Source organism: Peribacillus sp. 05N428, from assembly GCF_056397085.1.
The window spans coordinates 82,513-104,490 of the sequence record NZ_JBFTMS010000013.1; the positions used below are offsets into that span (position 1 = coordinate 82,513).

The 21,978-nt window shown below is 39.9% G+C and carries 27 protein-coding genes and 1 riboswitch; of the genes, 7 read left to right on the top strand and 20 right to left on the bottom strand.

Annotation, left to right across the window (positions count from 1 at the left end; translation table 11 throughout):
- Positions 1 to 37: 37 nt before the first annotated feature.
- On the bottom strand, positions 38 to 1,351 hold the full coding sequence (locus tag AC1DIV_RS14315) for an Nramp family divalent metal transporter (protein ID WP_477576648.1): 1,314 nt from the start codon (positions 1,349 to 1,351) through the stop codon (positions 38 to 40).
- A gap of 435 nt (positions 1,352 to 1,786) precedes the next feature.
- Here AC1DIV_RS14315 and AC1DIV_RS14320 point away from each other — a divergent pair, with 435 nt between their 5' ends.
- Positions 1,787 to 2,050, top strand: a complete 264-nt coding sequence (locus AC1DIV_RS14320) for a hypothetical protein (protein ID WP_251542242.1) — start codon at positions 1,787 to 1,789, stop codon at positions 2,048 to 2,050.
- A 191-nt stretch (positions 2,051 to 2,241) separates the two neighbouring features.
- On the opposite strand, the gene AC1DIV_RS14325 is transcribed toward AC1DIV_RS14320, so the two are convergent.
- The 7 genes from AC1DIV_RS14325 to AC1DIV_RS14355 all read right to left on the bottom strand — a co-directional run bounded on the left by AC1DIV_RS14325 (position 2,242) and on the right by AC1DIV_RS14355 (position 7,400).
- Positions 2,242 to 2,511 carry an excalibur calcium-binding domain-containing protein gene (locus tag AC1DIV_RS14325; RefSeq protein ID WP_477576650.1) on the bottom strand — a complete coding sequence of 90 codons (270 nt, stop codon included), beginning with the start codon at positions 2,509 to 2,511 and terminating at the stop codon, positions 2,242 to 2,244.
- Between the two features lie 147 nt (positions 2,512 to 2,658).
- Positions 2,659 to 3,216: a competence protein ComK gene (locus AC1DIV_RS14330; protein ID WP_249595665.1), complete on the bottom strand. Its 558-nt coding sequence runs from the start codon at positions 3,214 to 3,216 to the stop codon at positions 2,659 to 2,661.
- A gap of 155 nt (positions 3,217 to 3,371) precedes the next feature.
- Complete coding sequence (locus tag AC1DIV_RS14335; protein ID WP_477576652.1) at positions 3,372 to 4,403, bottom strand: DNA sulfur modification protein DndB; 1,032 nt, start codon at positions 4,401 to 4,403, stop codon at positions 3,372 to 3,374.
- Positions 4,390 to 5,499, bottom strand: a complete 1,110-nt coding sequence (locus tag AC1DIV_RS14340; RefSeq protein ID WP_477576654.1) for a DNA sulfur modification protein DndB — start codon at positions 5,497 to 5,499, stop codon at positions 4,390 to 4,392. The genes AC1DIV_RS14335 and AC1DIV_RS14340 overlap by 14 nt, the downstream gene beginning before the upstream one ends.
- Before the next feature lie 308 nt (positions 5,500 to 5,807).
- Positions 5,808 to 6,119 carry a protealysin inhibitor emfourin gene (locus AC1DIV_RS14345; protein ID WP_477576656.1) on the bottom strand — a complete coding sequence of 104 codons (312 nt, stop codon included), beginning with the start codon at positions 6,117 to 6,119 and terminating at the stop codon, positions 5,808 to 5,810.
- Between the two features lie 32 nt (positions 6,120 to 6,151).
- Positions 6,152 to 7,213: a M4 family metallopeptidase gene (locus AC1DIV_RS14350; RefSeq protein ID WP_477576657.1), complete on the bottom strand. Its 1,062-nt coding sequence runs from the start codon at positions 7,211 to 7,213 to the stop codon at positions 6,152 to 6,154.
- A gap of 13 nt (positions 7,214 to 7,226) precedes the next feature.
- On the bottom strand, positions 7,227 to 7,400 hold the full coding sequence (locus AC1DIV_RS14355; protein WP_323598216.1) for a hypothetical protein: 174 nt from the start codon (positions 7,398 to 7,400) through the stop codon (positions 7,227 to 7,229).
- Between the two features lie 160 nt (positions 7,401 to 7,560).
- Here AC1DIV_RS14355 and AC1DIV_RS14360 point away from each other — a divergent pair, with 160 nt between their 5' ends.
- From AC1DIV_RS14360 to AC1DIV_RS14370, 3 genes are all read left to right on the top strand, one after another.
- Positions 7,561 to 8,028, top strand: a complete 468-nt coding sequence (locus AC1DIV_RS14360) for a hypothetical protein (protein ID WP_477576659.1) — start codon at positions 7,561 to 7,563, stop codon at positions 8,026 to 8,028.
- A gap of 126 nt (positions 8,029 to 8,154) precedes the next feature.
- Entirely contained in the window at positions 8,155 to 8,277 is a 123-nt protein-coding gene (locus AC1DIV_RS14365; protein WP_477576661.1) for a hypothetical protein, read from the top strand.
- Positions 8,278 to 8,477: 200 nt separating this feature from the next.
- On the top strand, positions 8,478 to 8,654 hold the full coding sequence (locus AC1DIV_RS14370) for a hypothetical protein (protein WP_477576663.1): 177 nt from the start codon (positions 8,478 to 8,480) through the stop codon (positions 8,652 to 8,654).
- A 212-nt stretch (positions 8,655 to 8,866) separates the two neighbouring features.
- On the opposite strand, the gene AC1DIV_RS14375 is transcribed toward AC1DIV_RS14370, so the two are convergent.
- Positions 8,867 to 10,066: a phosphoglycerate dehydrogenase gene (locus AC1DIV_RS14375; RefSeq protein ID WP_048687182.1), complete on the bottom strand. Its 1,200-nt coding sequence runs from the start codon at positions 10,064 to 10,066 to the stop codon at positions 8,867 to 8,869.
- 106 nt (positions 10,067 to 10,172) lie between these two features.
- A riboswitch (ZMP/ZTP riboswitch) is annotated at positions 10,173 to 10,251 on the bottom strand.
- A 169-nt stretch (positions 10,252 to 10,420) separates the two neighbouring features.
- On the bottom strand, positions 10,421 to 10,849 hold the full coding sequence (locus AC1DIV_RS14380; protein ID WP_477576664.1) for an ATP-dependent metallopeptidase FtsH/Yme1/Tma family protein: 429 nt from the start codon (positions 10,847 to 10,849) through the stop codon (positions 10,421 to 10,423).
- Between the two features lie 147 nt (positions 10,850 to 10,996).
- On the opposite strand from AC1DIV_RS14380, the gene AC1DIV_RS14385 reads away from it, so the two are divergent.
- Positions 10,997 to 11,512: an N-acetyltransferase family protein gene (locus tag AC1DIV_RS14385; protein ID WP_477576666.1), complete on the top strand. Its 516-nt coding sequence runs from the start codon at positions 10,997 to 10,999 to the stop codon at positions 11,510 to 11,512.
- 63 nt (positions 11,513 to 11,575) lie between these two features.
- Here AC1DIV_RS14385 and AC1DIV_RS14390 read toward each other — a convergent pair whose 3' ends face one another.
- A complete protein-coding gene (locus AC1DIV_RS14390; protein ID WP_477576668.1) occupies positions 11,576 to 11,992 on the bottom strand; it encodes a VOC family protein in 417 nt (138 codons plus the stop codon).
- A gap of 144 nt (positions 11,993 to 12,136) precedes the next feature.
- Positions 12,137 to 12,457, bottom strand: a complete 321-nt coding sequence (locus AC1DIV_RS14395) for a hypothetical protein (RefSeq protein ID WP_477576670.1) — start codon at positions 12,455 to 12,457, stop codon at positions 12,137 to 12,139.
- 138 nt (positions 12,458 to 12,595) lie between these two features.
- On the opposite strand from AC1DIV_RS14395, the gene AC1DIV_RS14400 reads away from it, so the two are divergent.
- Positions 12,596 to 13,147 (top strand): hypothetical protein, encoded by a 552-nt coding sequence (locus tag AC1DIV_RS14400; RefSeq protein ID WP_477576671.1) that lies wholly within the window; start codon positions 12,596 to 12,598, stop codon positions 13,145 to 13,147.
- Positions 13,148 to 13,276: 129 nt separating this feature from the next.
- On the opposite strand, the gene AC1DIV_RS14405 is transcribed toward AC1DIV_RS14400, so the two are convergent.
- From AC1DIV_RS14405 to AC1DIV_RS14415, 3 genes are all read right to left on the bottom strand, one after another.
- The gene (locus AC1DIV_RS14405) at positions 13,277 to 13,768 is read right to left on the bottom strand and encodes a PTS sugar transporter subunit IIA (protein ID WP_477576673.1); all 492 of its coding nucleotides are present in this window, start codon (positions 13,766 to 13,768) and stop codon (positions 13,277 to 13,279) included.
- Between the two features lie 90 nt (positions 13,769 to 13,858).
- Positions 13,859 to 14,248: an iron chaperone gene (locus tag AC1DIV_RS14410; protein ID WP_412762710.1), complete on the bottom strand. Its 390-nt coding sequence runs from the start codon at positions 14,246 to 14,248 to the stop codon at positions 13,859 to 13,861.
- 95 nt (positions 14,249 to 14,343) lie between these two features.
- Entirely contained in the window at positions 14,344 to 14,988 is a 645-nt protein-coding gene (locus AC1DIV_RS14415) for an alpha/beta hydrolase (protein WP_477576675.1), read from the bottom strand.
- A gap of 199 nt (positions 14,989 to 15,187) precedes the next feature.
- On the opposite strand from AC1DIV_RS14415, the gene blaOXA reads away from it, so the two are divergent.
- Positions 15,188 to 15,979, top strand: a complete 792-nt coding sequence (gene blaOXA / locus AC1DIV_RS14420; RefSeq protein WP_477576677.1) for a class D beta-lactamase — start codon at positions 15,188 to 15,190, stop codon at positions 15,977 to 15,979.
- Between the two features lie 151 nt (positions 15,980 to 16,130).
- Here the strand turns inward: blaOXA and AC1DIV_RS14425 are convergent, their stop codons facing one another.
- The 5 genes from AC1DIV_RS14425 to AC1DIV_RS14445 form a co-directional block, all read right to left on the bottom strand.
- Positions 16,131 to 17,888, bottom strand: a complete 1,758-nt coding sequence (locus AC1DIV_RS14425; protein WP_477576679.1) for a SulP family inorganic anion transporter — start codon at positions 17,886 to 17,888, stop codon at positions 16,131 to 16,133.
- A 16-nt stretch (positions 17,889 to 17,904) separates the two neighbouring features.
- Positions 17,905 to 18,498 (bottom strand): beta-class carbonic anhydrase, encoded by a 594-nt coding sequence (locus AC1DIV_RS14430; RefSeq protein ID WP_476109589.1) that lies wholly within the window; start codon positions 18,496 to 18,498, stop codon positions 17,905 to 17,907.
- 339 nt (positions 18,499 to 18,837) lie between these two features.
- On the bottom strand, positions 18,838 to 19,572 hold the full coding sequence (locus AC1DIV_RS14435; protein ID WP_251542261.1) for a PepSY domain-containing protein: 735 nt from the start codon (positions 19,570 to 19,572) through the stop codon (positions 18,838 to 18,840).
- A gap of 28 nt (positions 19,573 to 19,600) precedes the next feature.
- Positions 19,601 to 20,944: a sensor histidine kinase gene (locus tag AC1DIV_RS14440; RefSeq protein ID WP_340877484.1), complete on the bottom strand. Its 1,344-nt coding sequence runs from the start codon at positions 20,942 to 20,944 to the stop codon at positions 19,601 to 19,603.
- Complete coding sequence (locus AC1DIV_RS14445; protein ID WP_048687161.1) at positions 20,941 to 21,642, bottom strand: response regulator transcription factor; 702 nt, start codon at positions 21,640 to 21,642, stop codon at positions 20,941 to 20,943. Before AC1DIV_RS14445 ends, AC1DIV_RS14440 begins: the two co-directional genes overlap by 4 nt.
- Between the last annotated feature and the right edge of the window lie 336 nt (positions 21,643 to 21,978).

The following is a 21,978-nucleotide window of genomic DNA, read 5'->3' on the forward strand; positions in this document are numbered from 1 at the left end:
TTTTGTTTTACGCCTCTATCTATAATCTACCATTATTTTAAAAAAAGGTAGTAGCTAATTGAACGGCGGACCAAATTGCTAAAACGGAAGCTAACGTTAGAATAATATTTTCGAACCAATTGTTTTTATATTTTCCCATCAAGCTTTTTTTATTTGAAAGCACGAGCATGCCAATTGCGATTACCGGAAAGCCGATTATATTTATTGCATTTACGCCAATTGTTAAGGCAATGAAACCAGGCATGCCGGGAATGGACCAAATGATTGGCGTGACCAACACAAAAAGCATAACCCATTTATACATTGGATCTTTTTCATATTTACCATTGTACTTTTCGCGACGATCCTTATTTATTACGTAAAAGGCATCTACAATCAATCTTGGAAAACCAGTTGACTTGCCTACTACACTCGCGAATAATACGCCAAAAACACCAAGATAGAAAATGTACCAGCCAAATTTCCCTAACGACATTTGTAATGCCATTGCCAAGTCATCAATCGTTTCGACATGAATTCCATTCGGTTTTAAAATTTCTGCCCCAACCACCCAAATGGCCAAATTTATCACGATGCAAACTCCGATGGCAAAAAGCAAATCATTTCTTTGAACCTTTAGATGACTCGGTTTCGTCCAGCCCTTTTCCTTCATGAAATATGGATGAACAAAGTTCGAAATCGAGCCTGCCACTGCACCGATAATCGAAACCGCTACTAATAATGCTCCATGAACGCCAGTATCACTTGGAATGCTAAAACCAATTGTTCCTTTAATGATTTGCCCCACATCCGGTGTAGCTTGAATGGCCAGGAACAAGAAGACAATGGTCAATAATGCCAAAAGCACTTTCATTACACTTTCAATTCTATTATAAATATTCCTGCCAATAAGCATAAAAACTAATCCCACAACTACCAATGAAGCTAAGAATGGCTGATTGACTTGGAATAGGGTCGATAATACCTCTCCCGCTCCCTTAATCATATAGGCATTAAACAGATGGCCCATGATTAATGCATAACCAAACATGAAGTAACCGAAAAATGGGTGGATACGTCCATAGCCTTCAAGTATGGTTAAACCTTCTGTGTTACAAAGCTGGAACCGGGCGATAACATTAACGATAAGAAAACGAAGGATTAATGACAGAGCTAAAATCCACATTAAACTATATCCATAATCCGCCCCGGCAACAGAAGACGTCACCAGATCACCGGCTCCAAGCCACGTTAACACGGCAAGGATTCCCGGACCATAGGATGTTTTAAATTTCGTGAAGAAATTTGTTTTCTTACTTACGACCTCCGGAGCAATCACAGTGGATTCAGCAAGATTTGATTGATTTTTCAAGTTATTCACTCCATTCCAAAGAGTATGTATTCGCTTTCATTTTTTCTAAAGCAATAATACTTAGATAACTCTAGACATTCAGATATTGAAATTATGACAGAACTTTACGTCATTTCCGGAATTGACATAAAGTTAACGCGCAGTATGTTGTCATGCTTCATGTTGAAGTGAATTAGCTCTTAAGAAAGTTCTCCTTCCATTTGATTGAATCTTTCGACTATTTACATTGAAATTGTAAGACAAATTAAAATGTAAGTCAATCATAATATTTAGAAGTTTTTTAAAAAAACATAAAAAAGAACATTCGTACTTGTTGACCCTTCAAGAGAATTGGCGTTGTTGCAAATTGGGGAAAACAGGATAAATAAAGGATAAGTACAGCGTGCGAATAGATTACTGTCATCAGCGGATAATATAAGCGAAGGAGTGAAATATATGCCACAAGATAATAACAATGATCCAAATAACAATGCCGGGAACCTTGATGCACGTAGAGACCCTACTAATAATGATAGTTTGAACCCCGGGTTTCAAAGAGAAGAACGTCCTATGCTTAATGGTAATATCCCAACAACAGAGGGTGTTGCAAATGTTAAAGAACGTTTTCCTTCGGACCATGAAAGACTTATGAGCAGAATCAATCTTGGGGATGCACTTATAAATCGGGAAAATACACATTTTGGACGGTTTGAAAGATAACCCACGAGAAAAAAGCTAAAAACCTGTTTAGGCTTTAGCTTCCGTTTTTTAGTTTTGTACAAAATGAACTGTCCTCTCCAGGCACTTGCTTTCCGCAGGAGTCTCTCACACCCGCTCCAATCAATATGGAACACGTTTTATCTACAAAAATTAAAAGAGACCTTCCTATAGGAGGTCTCTTTTAATAATCCTTATTTTTCACAAGCGATAAAGTCTTTGTCGCGATCGCTTTTTTTATTGGCATCATAAAGCGCCTTTGAAACGTGAGGCTTGTATTTCGTTTTTCCTCCTTTATTTTTAACGGAAGATGTACGGGCTACGCCTCCTTTGTAGTCTTTATTCAATGCTGTACAGTTTTTATAAGTCTTCACTTTTGTTTTGGCACTGGCAACATTATTTGCGCCAAACGAGAGACCTAAAACTAGTCCAAAAGATAGTAAAATAGCAAATATTCGTTTCAAAATATGTACTCCCTTTCCTAATAATTAACTTTTTACTTATCATTCCATTTTTCACAATAACTATATTTCTGGATTTTAAATAAAACCTGCTCTCACTTAATCCATTCCAAAGAAAAGACCGCCCATTCAGCGGTCTCATCGATTATATTATTCCTTTCCTTTCACCCTGTAATGGACCTCCCCGGGTTCTTTGCAAAAGGTGATTCCGCTTCCCGGTTCGTAATAAAAGGTCTTTTTACCCAATGAGCGTTCATGGAAGGTCGTATGCAGATAGGATGCTTGGTCCCTTTTGAAGGCGAGTTGATTTTTGCTTAAGTTTACTGGTAGGCAATGACCGTAGTTTGTGTGGACGAGTGTTTCCTTTTCGTTCATTTCCTCTAAGTCACGAATGTGGATGTAGGAAAACCAGACTCCTCCTCTTTTCCGGAATGAGCGGGAGGAGAACCAGACCATCCCCAGCTGGGCGTTTATGCAGACGGGCAGTCTGTATTTACCGCCCAGTACGGATTTGGCTGCTGCTAGTCCGCCATCCAGATCCAATCCAAAGTGGTTTAACGTGTTATTCAGGATTTCCTGGCGCGGTTGCCTAACATGGAATGTGTTTTCTCCCTCCACTACCGTAGTCATCTCGACACCATTGGCGTCGTATCGCTCCATCATTCCTACCGTTTCCATATTCAATAAATAGTTTTTTCGTATCATCATTCCATTCACTCCCCATTTCACTATTCCTTTTTATGGAGTATACTGGACATAGAGGCAGGTATACTCCTGCTCACAAGCCCTTAGGTGATTGTCTGACCGGACGTCCTCACCTAGGGGTTTTTCACTTTTTCATTATCACATTTCCCCTCACCTCCTCAACAGCTATACAGCCAGCGTACTAGCTCTTCGATATTGTTTTTATCTTTGCTTAGGTGAAATAATGGCGGCCGCCCTTTGTATGTTCCTTTAAACTCTTTCCAAATCGGATTATCAGGACTCCAGTCCACCTCTTTCAATTTTGACATTCTCGTGGCAATCAGCTGTTGTCTTTGTTCGATAGGCTGGTTTTCCACTTTGTCATTGACATAAAGGGCAACGGCAATGAAAAGCGGGTAACTGGCAAGCATGCACTTTGTGTAATCACCCATCTGTCCTGCCGGGTATATGTCGAATAGTTCATTAAGATAGAGATGAATGAGTGTGATGTATTCACTGTTCGAAAGCGGACTTTGTGATACTTTTTCTTCGATGTTTACGTGTGCCTTCCCAGTCATGAAGATGCCTATGACCTGCCTCAATTGCGATAGCGATAAGAGGTTTTTATTGGCTGGACGATTGATGGACCGCTTTTCAAGTTCGACACCGGCTGTTTTTAGCGATTGATGGGTATGGAGCACCTGATTGGTAATGACGTTAAGGTTGTTTCGCGAGTCGAATGATATCCGTTTGGAAAGGGCCACTTTCTTGCCTTTTAGATTGAGATCCAGGTAGAGCTGGGATTCTTCCGCTCTTGTTAGCCCTTCAAATACTTGGATCGCAATCGAGCTGTCCTTCATGAGTGAATCCAGTTCGTATGCTTGTTTCACCTTTTCTTCATCCTTCTTTAACGCTTTAAGGATACTGTCCTCCAATTGCGCGAAGGCCGCTATTCGTTGTGTTCCGTCGATGATCGAAAGTTCGATGGGATCTCCATTAGGGGCGGTTCCTTCCCTGCTGCTGGCAACAAGCGGCGGCAGGTAGATATTTTTCGTTAACGCATTGTCCAAAAGATAGTTTTTGATCGATCGGACCCGCAGTTGGTTGATTTCCCTCGTGGCGATCTGACCGTTGCGATACATATGGACCAGCTCGATGATGGAGCAGGAAACCATCGTCCTTCTTTTCCGGTCCAATTCACTTAGAATCATGCAGCCATCCTCCTTCTTGTTCTATTTTTCGTTTGAACGCGAGAGCCGTTTTCTGGATGGCGTTTGTAGTCGAATGGTTTTTGACTCTTTTTTTCAAGGGATCGTAAATGTGTGAATAAAGGACATCATCATGCTTCCAAGTGCAGGCTTTCTTCAAATGCAGCATATGATTTATTGCTTCTTCATAGGGGATTTCATGATGTTTGTGGAGTTGGTGGATCGTTTGGGCAAGGGCTATTTGGATGCCGGAATACCCTGATGTGAATGTGGTCCGGTCTGTCATCTTCTTCGGGAAGATTTCCAGCCATGACTCGAAAAAAGCGGTCGCGGTGTTGATGATTTCGGCTTTGGTTATATCACCATAATTGGCTTTACCCGTTTTCGCGGTGACGTTTCCTTCAAATAAAGCAATAAGGCAGCGCCTCATGATCGTCAGCGTAGTCAGCGCCGTACAGCTCACTGTGATCCTCGAAAGGGTGGTCTCTATCTCCATCTTACTTTCTAATATCCTGGCAATGTTCCGTGTTAGTTCTGCATATTCATCGCGCTGGTCATACTTCATCACCAAGCCGTTATGCGGCTCTTTTCGCTTCGTATTAATATCATTGAATAGCTGTCTTTCTTCATGCGTTTCCAGATTTAAATAGATTTGAATCGTGACCGGATAGGTTTTCAACTTATCAATTTGGTTTTGGAGCTTTGCCGCTTCAAGAAAGTTACCGATCTCTTCTTCCGTTTCCTTCCGTGCCCTTAGGTGACTGATGGCTGAAATGAGGGCGTAGGTCCTATGCTGACCGTCAAGTATGTATATTTTACTTCCTGGTGGCAGTTCCCCGCCCACGGGCACTTCTTGGATCGCTCCCCTGCTCGAGAAGATGAATGGGGAAAAGTAAAAGTCCCCTTCCGATACAGAATCGATGATGAACTCCCTGATTTCAGTCCTTCGATTGAGATCAAGCTTTCTTTGAACCGCCTCATCGACTCGAATATCGCCTCCAATGTCGAGAATTGAATCTGCGAGATTAATATTCTTTTCCCGAATTGGGTAAGGCTGTTTCCGGCTATCGTCACTTTCATTTCTTGATATGTCATTCACTTCACCTCTCTGCGACCATTATCCTATTTTATGCTTTTTTTGTAAAACCGCTCTTGTATTTCCTCTTTCAAAATTAGTTCCCTTTTGTGACTGCTTTACCTGTTTGATTGGCTAACTCTTTACAAAATCTCATCAAAGGGCTATACTCTATAATTTCCGTTTCAAATTTGCTACTGCAGATCGCTATTTTGTGTCCATTTAGAGAACAAACAGCCAAAATCCAGATAAAAGTGAAACGAAATGACATTTTTGTGAAGTTTTAAGACAAACAAAAAAGTCTATCAAGATGATAGACTTTTTTGACGTGGTTATTCTGCCATCTTTATTTCAATTGCTATGTTCCGTAAATAATCCAATAAGGGCCGGACTTCCTCTGGAGCTGAAATGTCAGTAAATGAGAAAGACTGCTTCTTCTTTTCATCGGCTATATCCAGCTGGTATGAAAACGAGTCGAACCCTTGCGTTTTTACCATTTTACTTTGGACAGCATTAGGAAGGTCAGCTTGTTTCATTAAGTTCTGCAATTCCTCATACTTCTCTTTCGGCAATTCATCCGTATCTATTTCGAAATTCAAGTCGAGGTTGGCAAATCCCCCTATGCAGCTAAATTTGATATGCATGGTAGATGAAGCCTCCTATTCATGGAATATGACTACTCAGGCAGTCCAACCGCTTTAAAAGCATTTTCAATCGTCTTGATGGCTGTTTTCGTAACATCGCCGCTATCAACAAGTTTTTGCGCTGCTTTTATGACGATTTGAACGAATTGATTGAAATTTGCCGTCGCAAATAAATTCTGCATCGCATTGAACCAGATTAAGGCCGCTTTGTCCGTTCCAATTTCCATGGATACTAGATAAAAGGCTTTGTTTGGTATGCCGCTATTGATATGGACACCATGATTATCGCGTTCTCCCTTATAGAAGTTCTTCATATGATCAGGCTGAATATCTTTACCCATTAACTTATTGTCGAATGCCGTACCTGGTGCCTTCATCGAACGGAGGGCCTGCCCTTTCAATGTCGGTCCCATAATATCAGCACCGATCAGCCAATCGGCATCTCCTGCTGTTTGCTTTAAGTGAAATTGTTTTATGGCAACTCCAAACACATCTGAAAGATGTTCGTTCAATGCCCCGGACTGACCTTCATACTCCAATCCACTTGTGAACTGCGTAACCCCATGTGTCAATTCATGTCCAATTACATCGAGTGAATTGGCAAAATTGCTAAAGATGACCCCATCGCCGTCACCAAATACCATTTCATCTCCGTCCCAATAAGCATTCGTGAATTTATTGCCATAATGAACGTTCAGAATAAGATCAAGACCTTGGTTATCAATTGAATTACGGTGCAAAACATCCTTGAAATAATCACGCACAACTCCGCTATAATCATATGCAGCATTAACAATGGGATCTGCACTTGATCGGTCTCCTTCTTTCCTAGCCTCATTCTCCCGGAGTTTCGTCCCTCCCTTGCAATCGTAAACATGACGGGCAGATTCACCTTGACGTCCGGATCCTGCATCCGTCAGTGCGACAACACCGTCAATATCGTATTCTTTCAATATTCTGCGCCTGCGTATTTGACGGCTTTTCGCTAAACTGATCCGTGCTTCTTCCACTTCATTTTGTGCCAAGTTCTCAAGAATATAGTTAGGTACGATGAAACACTGACACTTCAATTTGGAACAACCTTTTTTATGCATATGCGTCACTCCTTCATGTTTTTTTACGATCTATTATCATTTCGTTTTTCAAACCGTTCTTCATGCTCCTTAGCTGTTTATCTGATCCGTTCACATTTGCTGCTCTTCCTATCTTCAACACATTTCTATAGACTACTTTCGCCGCTTCTACCTCATTTCCCTCCATTCCTTCCTCTGATCCGTTCAATCCTATTTTCCAGCAGTACTGGTAACTCATCATGCAATTTCAGGCAGGGGATGCAAGAGTTCACCTTTCTTTATTAAATTATTCTGCTCGTGCTGCATATACTGCTTTAAACAAGGAATCTTCCTCGGAACATAAACAACCATTAAGGGAGGGCATAGCATTGGTAACTTCACAGGGAACTGCTTCGGTTAGCTTTCCATTCCCATCTGTATGGGGTATCCACTCTTCAATAGCTGGCAGAACGATTATTTGGGGCACACTTTCCATTCATTCCATTATAGATAATAGGGTGGTTGGTACGGTTAATTTTCGTGGCAGACCCATTCCGATTAATGGATTTTGGAATGAAAACACCAATCAAATCGCATTTGATTCACCTTATGCCACGTTCTCTGGCAACTTAACCATAATTGATGATCAACAGAGCAGAATCCGGCATTTCATTCTTCAAGGACGTTTTCTTATGAAGCCTCCCTCTCTGCAAGCAGGTGAGTCTGGATCGTGGATTGCCACTACAGATTTAGCCCTGAATCAATTTCCTGTTAGCGGTAATGCGTATACCGGGCAATTGCCTCCTGTTGGAGCTTTTTTAACATCGAATATCCTTCATCAGCACCAGAATTTTTGAGGAAGAACAATATAGGGTCATCCTTTTTTTGTAGAAAGGATGTTTAAGATAGGGAATCGTCTCTGGATTAGGGGCGATTCTTTTACTTAGATGCACTGAAGTGAACGGAAGCAAGGAGGCATACAAGTGACTCCATTGATTCAGGTTCGCAGCACGTTGCTCCCTGGCGTTCAGTTGATCACATTGCTTCCCCGCTTTGGTACCGTTTTGCCTATATATGAGATGGTTATTTTGGCAGATAACTTATGAATCCGTTAACTTAAAATGAGTACAGATGGAATATAGATTGACAGCATTTTCTCTGTACTTCATACTATTGTATTAATAGAAGTGACAGAATATTTGGTTAATTAGGAGGATGAAGCTATGAAATTAGCAGATGTTCTAGCAGAAAAGGATTTTCAAGCAGCTCATGTATTAATATTTGAGGATGTATGGGGGGATGACATGTGACTAAGCACAGAATCCTTTTAAGCATTCCCATTTTGCTATATGGAATTTACATATTTGTTGTCATTCAAAATGATGAAGATGTTCCACTTTATTTGCATCTCCTATTCGCAATCTACTTGATGTTTTTTGTACATTATGAAGATAACACAGAAGGAAACCATGATAGATTTTGAGAATTTCGATACTAAGAAGTTTTGACTTCAACTGAATGTATCAAGCTGTCCGCAGGCTAAGTTCGTTGTAATCCCTGGGTTGTTAACACGTGAGCCAGTTTATTATGACCACCCCAATATTTGTTCAAAAATCAATAATGAAGCCTAAAAAAGCCTCAACTCCTTAAAGGAATTGAGGCTTTCACTATTTATCAGCTTTCTTTTTGTTCCAATTAGATAATACGAGTTGTAACGATGCCTTCGATTTGTTTGATTTGTTCTTCCAAGGCAGGAATGATATCGCCGTTTACTTCTCCATCAATGTCGATGATCGTATATGCATATCCCCCACGGCTTCTGTTAACCATGTCAGCGATGTTCAAATTAAAGCTTGATACAGCCAGCGTGATTTGCCCAACCATGTTCGGAACGTTTTCGTGGAAAGTTGCCACACGACGGTTTCCTGTAAAAGGAAGCGAAGTGTTTGGGAAATTCACAGAGTTCTTGATGTTCCCTGTTTCTAAAAAGTTCTTCAACTGACGAGCTGCCATGATGGCACAGTTTTCCTCTGATTCTAGCGTAGAGGCACCAAGATGCGGAATTGGAACGACATTTTTCATTTTCAACACGTTTTCATTCGGGAAGTCAGTAATGAACTTGCCTACTTTTCCGCTTTCAAGTGCAGCTTGCATATCATTTTCATTCACTAGCTCGCCGCGTGAGAAATTCAAGATATGTACGCCCGGCTTCATGATGCTGAATGTTTCTTGGTTAAACATTCCTTTTGTGTCGTCAGTTAATGGAACGTGTACTGTAATATAATCAGATTCTGCAAACAATTCTTCAATTGTCATGGCGCGCTGTACATTGCGTGATAAGTTCCAAGCTGTATCAACAGAGATGAACGGGTCAAAGCCAATGACATCCATGTCCAAATCAAGCGCGTCATTCGCTACAAGTGCACCAATTGCTCCTAAACCGATTACGCCAAGAGTTTTTCCCTTGATTTCTTTACCAACGAATTGTTTCTTTCCTGCTTCGACAAGCTTCGGAATTTGTTCCCCTTCGCCTTCAAGCGTCTTTGTCCAAGCCACACCGGCAAAAAGGTTACGAGATGAAGCCATCAATGTCGTCAGCACCATTTCTTTTACAGCGTTTGCGTTAGCACCAGGTGTATTGAAAACGACAATTCCTTGCTCAGTGCATTTGTCGACCGGAATATTATTGACTCCAGCCCCTGCCCTTGCGATTGCTTTTAACTGATCGCCGAATTCCATAGTATGCATGTTAAAGCTGCGAAGAACGATCGCATCAGGGTTTTCACTGTCATTGTCGACTTTAAAATCGCCTTTATTGAAAACATTCAGCCCGCTTTCGGCAATATTATTTAACGCTTTGATCGTTTTGACTTTTTCTAAAAGTATTGTGCTCATTTTGTTTGCTCCTCTTTTGAATATAATAGTTTTGAAATTTCAAAATATTGACTTTAAAGCTTCACTATCTGTTAATATACAGAAAGAGGCAAGGGATAAAATCCCTTACCTCTGCCCAGGCGAACGGCTACGACACTATGTGTTCCCTCACGGTTATCCGTGTTTCGCCAGTTGCACATAGTCTTTTTCATTTATTTTATTCTATCAAACTATTCAGCAATCTTCAATATTTTTTTGCAGAAACCATAACTCACTAGAAATATCGACGAAACTTGCAGTTTTATCTGCGAAAATAGAAATATATCGTCGAAAACTAATGTTTTATCTCCGAAAATGGGAATATATCGTCGAAAACTATCTTTTTATTATAACTCTAGATAGTAATAAGACTAAAATCAGGATGGAAAGGATTATGAACGGGATGGTCGTTGTAAACAGGGTGACCCATTCGCTTGCCTCATTGTATGGTGTAAACTCCATTTTTTCTATATCATGTTCCTCCGCAGCATTATTCATTCTATCAAGCGAAGTTTCACTATTTGGGACAGACGCGACAAAGTATTGATCCTTTTCATACCCTGCCAGCCGACCGCTTATTTCAATCACACTTTTTCGCTGCTCCACCTCTATAAATGTCACTTTTCCATCCGCTAAATTTGTAAAAAAATCATTGGCAGTTAATTTCTCAGTCGGTTCTTCGTCATTATTAAAAACCAGCACAACCCCCAAGATAACCAAGAAGATGATTAAATAAAATATTTTACTACGGAAAATCTGTTTCATCCCATTCCTTCTCCCACATTAAACAAACTATAGGAAATAGTAACATACAAAATTAATTATTGGAATATCCTGGGCCGATCAGTTGCCAATTGAATAATATTAGTAAAAAATAAGAAGTATAACAAACTTAAAAAAGGAGGAACCACTATGCTAATAAGAGAGGCGACGTTGGCTGATGCGGAAGGGATAGCGAAAGTCCATGTGGATTGCTGGCGAACCACTTATAAAGACATAATGCCGAGTGATTTTTTAGATAAACTTTCTTATGAGAAAAGGAAAGACATATGGATAAAGAATATAACTAGTAATGGAAATTATGTTTATGTCGCAGAAAATAACGAAGGAAAAATAGTAGGATTTATATGTGGAGGGAAAAGGGAGACGAATCAAGTTGAGGATTCGGGCGATTTAACTGCGATATATATTCTCGAAAATTCACAAAGAATGGGGATAGGTAAGAAACTCATCAAAGAATTATTCTTTAAATTCGAAGAACTGGGATTCAAGACAATTTTCGTAGAGGTGCTTGAAGATAATAAATCTCGATACTTCTATGAGGCATTTGGTTCTGAATTGCTTAAAACCGAAAAAATCAAAATAGCTGGTGCTGAATTGAATCTATTGGTTTATGAGTGGAAAGACATTAGCCCCGTATTGTTATGAATGAAATTCAGCTAAGATCGCTAAAAAAGGCACAGTCCTTCGTGAAGGATTGTGCCTTGCTTTTTATTCTTGATTAAATCCGCTTTCGTCCATGTAAAATACTTCCCAAGAATGCCCATCGATATCCAGAAAACTCCAACCGTACATGAAACCATGATCAATGGCTTCATTGAAAGGCTTTCCGCCAACATCCAGTGCCCTATTCACGATCTCATCGACTTCTTCCTTGCTTTTAACGGACAGGGCGACGATGGTTTCCGTATTCGCTGCAGAATCAGGGATTTCCTTCTTGGTAAACGTTTTAAAGTAGTCTTCCACCAACAACATGACATATATGGACTCGCTGATAACCATGCATGTTGCATTTTCATTGGTCATTTGCTCGTTAAACTCAAAACCGACCTTTGTGAAAAATTCTACTGAGGCATCCAAATCTTTAACAGGCAAGTTTACAAAAATCTTTTCTGCTTGAATTCCCATCCAATTCACCCTCGCTTGATTTTATTTGTTCACTCACCTACTATTCGCTGCAATTTTCGATTTTCCTGCTTTATTGTATTCACATTGAACACATACAACCTTAGGGGAACATTCATCATTCACATACTTAAAGTATTTCAAATATTAAACAGGCTGATTCAATTTTAAAACAACCTGGGAGTTTACGTTAAAAAATTTCAAGAAGTATATGCCTCTCCCCCTTTGCTGCTTCAACATTGGATGGCGCATAAAAATTGAAATTCGTATACCAAATGGTTTCAAAAATAAAACACACTGTGTCTTTATTGAAATAAAAACTATATAATTCCATGCTTTACTAAAATTAATTACTTTTAAGGAGGTATGTATATGAAAATTAGTATTAAAACATGAAGTATCCGGAAAATTTTCTTTACTGGTTTTGGTTTCAATTTCAGTTGTTTTACCAGGATTCATCCCAATCATTTCGTCCTCCGATCGCTATCCAAACTCCCGAAGCACCACCTATTATTCAAGTAGAGCAATCCTCGTTTTGCAAATGCAGCACAAGTTCAAAAAATAGATGGGAAACGAAAACTCCCCTATGTGATAGGTGGTTCATAGATGGTTACCATTCAAACATATATATCAAAAAATAATTATGATGTTATTGATAATAAAAAATTATTAGATAACGAAGATTTTATCCCAATCCATCACTTAAACGCTAAGCAACTGGCAAATCAACAGCTAATTAATTCAAAAGGAACTACCTTTTACGGCACAGTCATTATATCTTATCAACATCAATTTCTCTCTAGCTTTTATGATTGGGATGATGTTGATGGTATATGGCTTTCAATTTTACAGGCAATGTATGATTGTTTAAATACCGGTATTGGCAACAGTGGCTTTTCCGAACGTTCTATGGATTGGCAATTGAAAAAGCTAATAGAAAAAAATCCAGCTATATTATTTACATGGTACCATGGTTTTGCTAGCAAAGAATGGAATGATATCCCTATTAAAACCACACTAAAATTCCCTGAAAATTTGCTATTAAATAATATAATAGAAAAGGGAACTACGTATTTAAAATTCAGAGAATCTCTATATGACAGCGGTCCAAGCCAAAATATTGACCAGTTAATTAACAATCTTAGATCTTTTAAGTAGTGATTTAAGGCATGTGTAATTGAATAGTTCACTAAGCTAAGTGAACGAAAGTCTTGCTCTGTATGTGATCGATTTTTAGTAAAAACAGTCTTGTCAGCATTCGCCGACAAGACTGTTTATTTCTTTCTTTCACTTCAAATAAACACTCATAATCTCCGTATCGTTAATAGTTGCTTGGGTATTATTTGTTTTTTCCAGTTTTTCAACCAGCTCGCCGTTCGTGACAACGATCGGAGTTACGATGCTTGGAGCTTTGGATTTTAGAAAATCGATATCAAATGTCACAAGCTTGTCTCCTGCTTTTACCCTTTGCCCTTCTGCGACATGGACTTCAAATCCCTCACCTTTAAGGTTAACTGTTTCCAATCCAATATGAATCAACAATTCTATGCCATTCTTCGTACGGAGGCCTAGAGCATGTTTAGTATGAAAAACCTGGATCACTTCTGCATCGATTGGAGATACGACCAACCCTTCCTCAGGAAGAATCGCTATTCCGTCCCCCATCATTTTCCCGGAAAACACCGGATCCGAAACATCTTCTATTTTTATTACTTGTCCGTTTATAGGAGCAAGCAGGTGTTCCACACTTTCTTTTTTACTGAATAATTTTTTGAACATATTATTTCCACCTTTCTCTTTCGGTATTGAATCCTTGCAGCTCATACTCTCATATATTAAGCATTTTGTTAATTCTGATAATAATCGATGTTATTTTTTCTTTTGAGATTTGCCTTCTGCTTTTTTCTTTTTGTTCGCTTCCACTCTAAATATAACCATTTCTGTTATTAATTCATAAGGAATTGGCTTGTTTAGTGGAAACTGAACGGCCCCTTTTGAACATTTATATTCAGATAAGGCAGATTCAAACGCAGAGATCGCGCTTGGAGTTGGATAGAATCCTATATGTTTTTTATAGGCAGCGAAATGTACCAGATTTCCATATAAAACAAAGGTAGGCATTTGATAGCTTATCTTCTCTTCTGCATCCGGTGCTGCATCCTTTATGACTTTTCTTAACGTTTTTAATATCTCCTGAACTTCCTCGGGAAATTGTATGATATATTCATCAATTGAATGAAATGTATTGGTTCCCACCATCATTTCTCCTTTCAGAACTCCAAACTACAATACTCTTATTATAACATTCTTCACCTGCTACCCCCTGGATTGAATGCCTTTTGCATTTCACTAACCTATATTTTTAAAAACTCTTCCATTCTATTCATTACACCTTCCAGCACGATGATCGTCCTTGAAGTATCGAAAGGTTCAATATCCAAGGAATGATTGGCATGCGGGATTTTATTCATGCTTATGTTCGGTTTATTTTCAATCGCTTGAATTTTATCTGGAATATAATGATGATCTTTTTCACCGATAACTAGATGTGCTGAATGATTGCTGCTCAATAACCCATCAAAAATAGAATCGAACTTCAATAGAGGCGTCAGCAAAATCATTTTGGCATTCGTAAACTGCTCACTTTTCATGATTCCGTTGATGATGGGGATGGTGCCAAGTGATTTGCCTAGAAACACAGTTCCTTGATATTCATGATTTTGAAGCACTTCCGCAATGACGGGATTGATATCATTAACGATCACTTTTGTGATATCTACCAATGGATGCTTGAATATATCCTGGTCGTAGGCGTAATGAATATGCACGACATCATACTGATTTTGAAGCATGATCATTGTCGAATAATAGAATAGCGGTTTCTCATACGTGTACCCCGCACCTGAAAACATAAAACAAACGGCCGGACTTCCGGTTTCAATATGTGTGTATGTAATTTCTTTTTCATTACTATTTATTTTTCTTTGGTTAACCTCCATGATAGATTCCTCCCATTCTATCGTTTGCTCTATATATTCATTAGCTACCCGCTGCATTCCTCCTTAATCGATACTATCTAGATAGAATCGAAGAATAAGGTTTCGTTTTTTATCAGGAATAGGTATACTTTAGCTATCAACCTATTTTTTGGAAATTATTTGATGATCGATCAATCCATGCCTTAAAGGAGAGTGTGTAATGAAAATCAAAACGTTATGTTTCATTCTTGTCCTGCTAGTCACTGGTTCCATGGGCACGATTCATGCAAGTGCTAACGATCAAAAGGTGAAAGAACTGGATATCGGGGATTCCTTCGATGGTGCGGAAGGCACGATGGTACTCCAAAACTTAAAAAATGATAAGATATTTATCTATAATAAACAGAGAAGTAAAGTACGCTACACTCCAGAATCGACATTCAAAGTGGCGAATGCATTAATCGGTTTACAGACAAAAGCGGTAAGCGATGAATATGAAGTGAAGCGCTGGGATGGCGTAATCAGGGAATTTGAAGATTGGAACAGAGATCATACGCTTGCTTCAGCCATGCGGCATTCCGTGATTTGGTATTATCAAGCAATGGCCCGCGATATCGGGGCGGCAAACATGCAGCAGTATGTAAACCTGCTCGATTACGGCAATCGTGATATCTCCGGCGGGATTGATCAGTTCTGGCTGGACAGTAGCATAAAGATTTCTGCCCGGGAACAAGTCCAATTCATCGAAAAGCTTGTAGAGGAAAAGCTGCCTATCGATAAGCAGCATATGAGAACCGTAAAGAGAATCATGATCAATGAAGAAGCTGACTCATATGTCCTCCATGGAAAAACCGGTACACGCCTTTCTGATATGGGATTGGGCTGGTATGTGGGGTACATCGAAACGGACAAAGGGAAATGGGCCTTCGCAACGAACATGGACGGCAGCGGAAGCAAAGCCAAAACGATTACGCTTGAAGCCCTGAAAGAGTTGGATATCATTGAGGAATAAACGTTCACGCATGCATAGTCAGGATAAATCCCTGAGCGAACAAGCTCGATGTGTTAATGATTTCAATAATCCGCCATCTTGCAGCGAAAATAAAAGAAGTTGAAGAGAAAGGCATCCGCCAAAAGCAGATGCCTTTTCTTCTTGACAGGAGTCAAGTTAACCCTATCTCCCGTTTTCTGCTCTGTTTTAATAACGCAGGCTTTTGAACTTGCTGTGAGAGTGCGGTACATTCAGCAAATGAAAACTGTTTACACCCTTTACAACGGTTCTCATCCAGTTTGGATAAAGCTTTATTGATGGCATCACCCGTACTGGAAAAGAACTGTTCCTCACCAACCAGTTCAATAAATCCGGTTTTTCTCAGCATTTCTTTAGGTTCCTGTTGAATTCCTGAAATCAGCACTTGTAGGTTATGAAACTTGAATTGCTTCACGATGTCGGTTAGCAGTGCTTCCCCCGATGTATCGATAAATGACACATTGCTCATTCTTAATAGGAGGACTTTTGGTTTTGATCGCATTATTTCCTCGATTTCTTCTTGCAGCCTTTCGATTGTGCCAAAGAATAAAGGTCCTTCTATCGTATAAATGTTAATCTGCGGGCAGCTTGAACCTTGTTGCACCATTTCTGGTTTAACTAGTTTATCAGCTGGATCTGGTAATACCTTTGATAATTTCAATGTACCGCTCATCAGTTTAACGAACGATAGAATGGCTAATAGTAATCCGATCCCGACGCCTGTTGTCAGGTCAATCACTACGGTTAACACGAAGGTAACGAGCAATACGACCGAGTCCATGGTTTTGGCTTTTAAGATATGCGAAAATTCTTTGCGCTCGCTCATGTTCCATGCGACAAACATAAGAATCGGGGCCATGCTGGCCAAAGGAATGGCCGAAGCATAAGGAGCCAAGCTGACTAACACCAGCAATACCACCAACCCATGAATCACGCCTGATATGGGGGAGACTGCACCGTTTTTAATATTCGTCGCGGTACGGGCTATGGCACCTGTAGCCGGAATGCCTCCAAATAAAGGCGTAATCATATTGGTCAATCCTTGTCCCATCAGCTCTTTATTGCTGTTATGTTTACTGTTGGTCATGCCGTCTGCCACTACAGCGGATAAGAGTGATTCAATTCCTCCAAGCATGGCAATGACCAAAGCGGCCGGTAGGAGTTCAATCACGAGACCGCCAGTGATATGGGGAAGCTGAAAATGGGGCAATGCATTAGGAATGGCGCCATATGCCGATCCTATGGTCGCTACCTGACCTGGAAAGAATAAGCTGGCGACTAGGGTTGATACAATCAATCCCAGCAATGCTCCAGGGATTTTCGGTAAATATTTGGGAGTTAATATGACGAGAGTCAGACTTATGCTAGCTACCAGGACACTATAGATATTCACTGTATTGAAGTTCACTAAGATTTCTTTCATATTTAAAAGAAAGACTTCTTCTTTTTTTAAGTTACTGAGTCCAAAGAAATTGGCAATCTGCCCCGAGAAGATGATCACGGCAATTCCTGCTGTAAAGCCGATGGTAACTGGACGCGGAATAAACTTGATGAATCTTCCCAGTTTGAAGACGCCTAAAAGAAAAATCATGATACCTGCCAGGAAACCGGCGATTAAGAGTTTTTCATATCCGTACTGCATGACCACCCCTAACAAGACCGGGACAAAGGCTCCAGTCGGGCCTGCAATTTGATATTTTGATCCGCCAAAAAGGGAGACCATGATTCCTGCAATAATCGATGTGTACAGTCCGTATTCCGGCCTTACTCCAGATGCAATGGCAAAAGCCATCGCTAAAGGAATCGCTACTATCCCAACTACCACCCCGGCAACCAGGTCTTTCTGAAAATGGCCTAAGTTATATCCTTCAAACCTGCTAGAACCCTTCATTTTATCGCTCCTTCTTTTATTGAATATGCATTTCGTCCTTGCTGACAATGTTGCTATATCCATCTATGATTCGATCCAGTTTACCCGTTTCGGGATGGATGACCATACCGTGGACGGCAATGGAATCCGGTAATAATGGATGGTTTTTGATCAAATGGACACTATTCCTTACACTCTCCTCAACGCATTGAAAGCCTGTCAGCCACTTTGTTAAATCAATACCAGAGTTTGTAAGGATATCAATTTGCTCCTGGCTGATTTTCTTCTCCTTTGCGGCATCAAGCAGCGAAGAGGATTGAAGCCCCACCATACCGCATCCGTGATGTCCGATTACACACACTTCCTCCACTTTCAGCTCATAAATGGCGACAAGGATACTGCGCATAATGCTGCCAAATGGATGAGAAACAATAGCTCCGGCGTTTTTAATGATTTTCGCATCTCCATTTCTTAACCCCATCGCCTTTGGAAGCAATTCCAACAGACGGGTATCCATGCACGTTATGATGACGATCTTTTTATCTGGATACTTTGTCGTTTGAAACCTTTCATATTTGTTTTGATCGACAAACGTCTTGTTGTAATCCAGAATGCTAGAAATAACTGACATTACTGATTCTCCTTTCTCTTTGCAAAACTTTGTTAAGGTGTTGAAATATGATGGAATGTTTTATGTACAATAATCCAGATGCCTTTCATCCACTTAACTTCTTTGGCTCTGTTTTATCATTTGGTGCTTTATTCCATGTTAGAGATAGTTAATTAGAGTTAAATGATAGAAGGATTAGAAATTGGTGAGAATTATTACAGTTCCTTCTCTTTTTTTTTTGCATTTCTCTTACTCACTAAAGCCAAAAAGGGTGATGCATATTAGACAGCTAATAGCATCACCCTTTTTATGCTTTATTCAATTTACGTCTAGATTAGTAAACCCTTATGAGCCAATATTTTATTCAGGGCCATCATTATCGTTCTCTTCGTCATCTTCCCATGTGATTGTTTTTACCTCCTTCGTGTAGCCGTCCACTTGAACGACTGCGTCTCGATCGTTCTCCAATTCAACTTCGACCAAATAATAAGGTGTCTGATCTAGAGGTTGATAAAATTCTGTATCGTCACCTGTTCCTTTTACATGTTTTTCGGCAATCGCAATTGCTTCGCTTTCTGTAATGATACTATCTGCCACCATTGTCGAGTCAATTATAGCTCCTGTATGTGGATCGAGTATTAAGGTGATTTTTTCGTTATTCTTATTTACCACTGCTTTATAAAAGGAGTTGTCTTTCTCCTGTACAAAATCAATTTGTTCCAGGTCACCTTGTGAGGAAATTCGCGCCTTTATTTCGTTTTGGGTCAGTTGCTTTTGAGGTATTTTTTCCGTAGTCGCTTCAGCTGTATGACCTATGGTTTCTTTTTTTATAGAATGGACTTCCCCGCTTTTCGCATCCATCCTAATTTGATAGACCCCGGTTTCAAGCTGCATTTCAATCTTATATTCTTCACCTTCACTTTTCGTTGTCTTTATAATGGTTCCAGGAAATTTATCCTTTGCTGTCTGGTTCACTTCTTCTTTCGTCAAACTTTCCGCGGATAATGATGGAGCCCACCATTGAAATCCGACGAATGATAGCAGACCAAAAACGAGAGTCGATCCGGCTGTTATCAGCACTTTTCTAATCTTCATCGTATCCCCCATCCAACATCATTCTGGCTTAATTAAATAAAAGAGTAACGATCGTTCCCCTGCCTTCGAGACTGTCCATTTCAATCCGCACATCTATTGCATCAGCAATTTCCTTTGCCACGGAAAGCCCCAATCCTGATCCGCCTTGCTTTCTGTTTCTAGCTTTGTCTACACGATAAAAACGATCGAACACTTTTGGCAATTCAGCCTTTGGAATTCCATCCCCTCTGTCTTCGATGCGGATATATGCTTCATTACTTGTTTGTCCTATGTAGACGGAGATTAGCTCGTCACTATACTTTCTGGCATTGTCTAAAAAAATAAACAAAAGCTGTTTTAACTTTTGAACATCCGTTACTGCTTCAATTACATCGCCACTATAAATCTCCACTGTCCGATTGTACGCATTTTTATATACTTTCGCTAACTCTGTCATGATATCAGTCAGATTGACGTTTTCCTTCTCTATATTCCATTTTTCCTGATGCTTTGCAAGCAGGAGCATTTGCTCTGTCATCTCTCTCATTCTAATGGCTTCAGAATGAATGGCTTCTATGGATTCATCAAACAAATCAGGACGCTCCAACCCTTTTCTCTTCAAAAGGCTTGCATAGCTTTCGATGACAGTTAGCGGTGTTTTTAATTCATGTGAAGCATTCGATACGAATTGCTCCTGTTTTTCGAAGTTGGCCTGCAGTAAATCGATCATGTGATTAAATGTTTTTCCCATTTCCACAAGCTCATCCTTTGATTTTTCTTCTAGGCTAAGTCGCTTAAATTGGCCGCTAGTTTGAATTTCCTTCATCGTATCGATCATCGATCGAATCGGACGGGCGATGAAGTTACTAAGAATAGTGCTTGATATCAGAACAGGTATCATGGCAATGATGGTTACAGCGATTAATACGATGCGCAGAACAGCGAGCATTTCTTCGGTTGCTGACATGCTTTTGGTGATTTGAAGATTAACTACACTTCCATCCCCCCAAACGATCGGGTTTGAAACGAATACATACTTTTTCTGCTGATAAGTGATGATTTCGCTCTTCTCACCGGGGTAAAAGCTGCTATTTCGATTGCTTAATTGTTTTTCGGAATTGGATGTAACAGCTGTTCCTTTTCGTTGACCTTCGATTACGATACCAATCATGCCATCTATAGGCAGATAGGCTCGAAGTAAATCATTTGGAGATATATTATTAACATTTTCACTAACATCAAAGGCAATTTTCCCTGTCTCCGCTTTCGCACGATTCATTTCATTCACCATCATCAGATTACTGAAAACAAAATAAATGGAAACATTCATCAAAAGCAGCAGGAAAATGAATAACACCGCTGTATATAAGTTTATTTTCTTGCGAAGTCTCATTTTGCTTCCTTCATGACGTAGCCAACGCCTCTTACCGTATGAATGAGCGGCGTTTCAAAGCCATGTTCGAGCTTTTTGCGAACATATCGGATATACACATCCACCACGTTTGTTTCTCCCTGGAAATCATACCCCCAAACCGCTCCCAGAATTTGATCACGGCTTAGCACCTGACGCTTATTCTTCAGTAAATAAAGAAGTAAATCATACTCCTTTGGCGTTAGTTCAATATGACTATCACCTCTAATGACCTCGCGTGTTTTGACATTCACTTTTAAATCGGCAGTATTTAGCCATCCACCGATTTCAGCTTCCATTGAAGGTGCTGCAGGCCGCATTCTTAAAACCGCACGAATTCGGGCAAGCAATTCCTCAATTTGGAAAGGTTTGGTGATATAGTCATTCGCGCCGAGATCAAGACCGGAAACTTTATCTTCAACCGAGCCTTTTGCCGTTAACAGGATGACAGGAGTGATAGTATTCTTCGTTCGAATTTTCCGAAGCAGCTCGATCCCGCTTATGCCCGGAAGCATCACATCCAATAAGATCAAATCCCACTTTCTTGATTGGTATGCTTCAAGGGCTTCCTTGCCGTCCATTGCCTTTCCGACTTGATACCCTTCGATTTCAAGCTCCAATTCAAGCAGTCTTAAGATCTTTTCTTCGTCTTCCACGATCAGTACTGATTCTTTATTCATTTGGAAGACCTCCTTTTGTGTGGGACTCTCCCCATTTATGTATTCTGTGAAACAACGATACTACAGATGGAATAAGATGAAAATAGTGTATTATGACGAGATTAATAGGTGTATGATTTGCTTCCGGCGAAGTGTCCCGCTAAAGGAAATCCTGCAAAACAATCTTTCAAAACTACCGAATCAATTTAAATAGCCATATCCTTTTCGAAAGAATATGGCTTAATTTATTCACTCTTTTAGCTGATTCATCGCGCCCGTTCGTTGAACAAGGCTTCAATTAATATCCCCTAAATAAACTGGAGACTTTTGATGATTAACATGCTGTATGATATATTT

Bases quoted from the DNA above. Each gene is read 5' to 3' on its own strand.
- AC1DIV_RS14320 (WP_251542242.1), top strand. From the start codon at position 1,787: ATGCCACAAGATAATAACAATGATCCAAATAACAATGCCGGGAACCTT.
- AC1DIV_RS14330 (WP_249595665.1), bottom strand. From the start codon at position 3,216: ATGATGATACGAAAAAACTATTTATTGAATATGGAAACGGTAGGAATG.
- AC1DIV_RS14335 (WP_477576652.1), bottom strand. From the start codon at position 4,403: ATGATTCTAAGTGAATTGGACCGGAAAAGAAGGACGATGGTTTCCTGC.
- AC1DIV_RS14345 (WP_477576656.1), bottom strand. From the start codon at position 6,119: ATGCATATCAAATTTAGCTGCATAGGGGGATTTGCCAACCTCGACTTG.
- AC1DIV_RS14350 (WP_477576657.1), bottom strand. From the start codon at position 7,213: ATGCATAAAAAAGGTTGTTCCAAATTGAAGTGTCAGTGTTTCATCGTA.
- AC1DIV_RS14375 (WP_048687182.1), bottom strand. From the start codon at position 10,066: ATGAGCACAATACTTTTAGAAAAAGTCAAAACGATCAAAGCGTTAAAT.
- AC1DIV_RS14380 (WP_477576664.1), bottom strand. From the start codon at position 10,849: ATGAAACAGATTTTCCGTAGTAAAATATTTTATTTAATCATCTTCTTG.
- AC1DIV_RS14385 (WP_477576666.1), top strand. From the start codon at position 10,997: ATGCTAATAAGAGAGGCGACGTTGGCTGATGCGGAAGGGATAGCGAAA.
- AC1DIV_RS14390 (WP_477576668.1), bottom strand. From the start codon at position 11,992: ATGGGAATTCAAGCAGAAAAGATTTTTGTAAACTTGCCTGTTAAAGAT.
- AC1DIV_RS14395 (WP_477576670.1), bottom strand. From the start codon at position 12,457: ATGATTGGGATGAATCCTGGTAAAACAACTGAAATTGAAACCAAAACC.
- AC1DIV_RS14400 (WP_477576671.1), top strand. From the start codon at position 12,596: ATGGTTACCATTCAAACATATATATCAAAAAATAATTATGATGTTATT.
- AC1DIV_RS14405 (WP_477576673.1), bottom strand. From the start codon at position 13,768: ATGTTCAAAAAATTATTCAGTAAAAAAGAAAGTGTGGAACACCTGCTT.
- AC1DIV_RS14410 (WP_412762710.1), bottom strand. From the start codon at position 14,248: ATGGTGGGAACCAATACATTTCATTCAATTGATGAATATATCATACAA.
- AC1DIV_RS14415 (WP_477576675.1), bottom strand. From the start codon at position 14,988: ATGGAGGTTAACCAAAGAAAAATAAATAGTAATGAAAAAGAAATTACA.
- blaOXA (WP_477576677.1), top strand. From the start codon at position 15,188: ATGAAAATCAAAACGTTATGTTTCATTCTTGTCCTGCTAGTCACTGGT.
- AC1DIV_RS14425 (WP_477576679.1), bottom strand. From the start codon at position 17,888: ATGAAGGGTTCTAGCAGGTTTGAAGGATATAACTTAGGCCATTTTCAG.
- AC1DIV_RS14430 (WP_476109589.1), bottom strand. From the start codon at position 18,498: ATGTCAGTTATTTCTAGCATTCTGGATTACAACAAGACGTTTGTCGAT.
- AC1DIV_RS14435 (WP_251542261.1), bottom strand. From the start codon at position 19,572: ATGAAGATTAGAAAAGTGCTGATAACAGCCGGATCGACTCTCGTTTTT.
- AC1DIV_RS14440 (WP_340877484.1), bottom strand. From the start codon at position 20,944: ATGAGACTTCGCAAGAAAATAAACTTATATACAGCGGTGTTATTCATT.
- AC1DIV_RS14445 (WP_048687161.1), bottom strand. From the start codon at position 21,642: ATGAATAAAGAATCAGTACTGATCGTGGAAGACGAAGAAAAGATCTTA.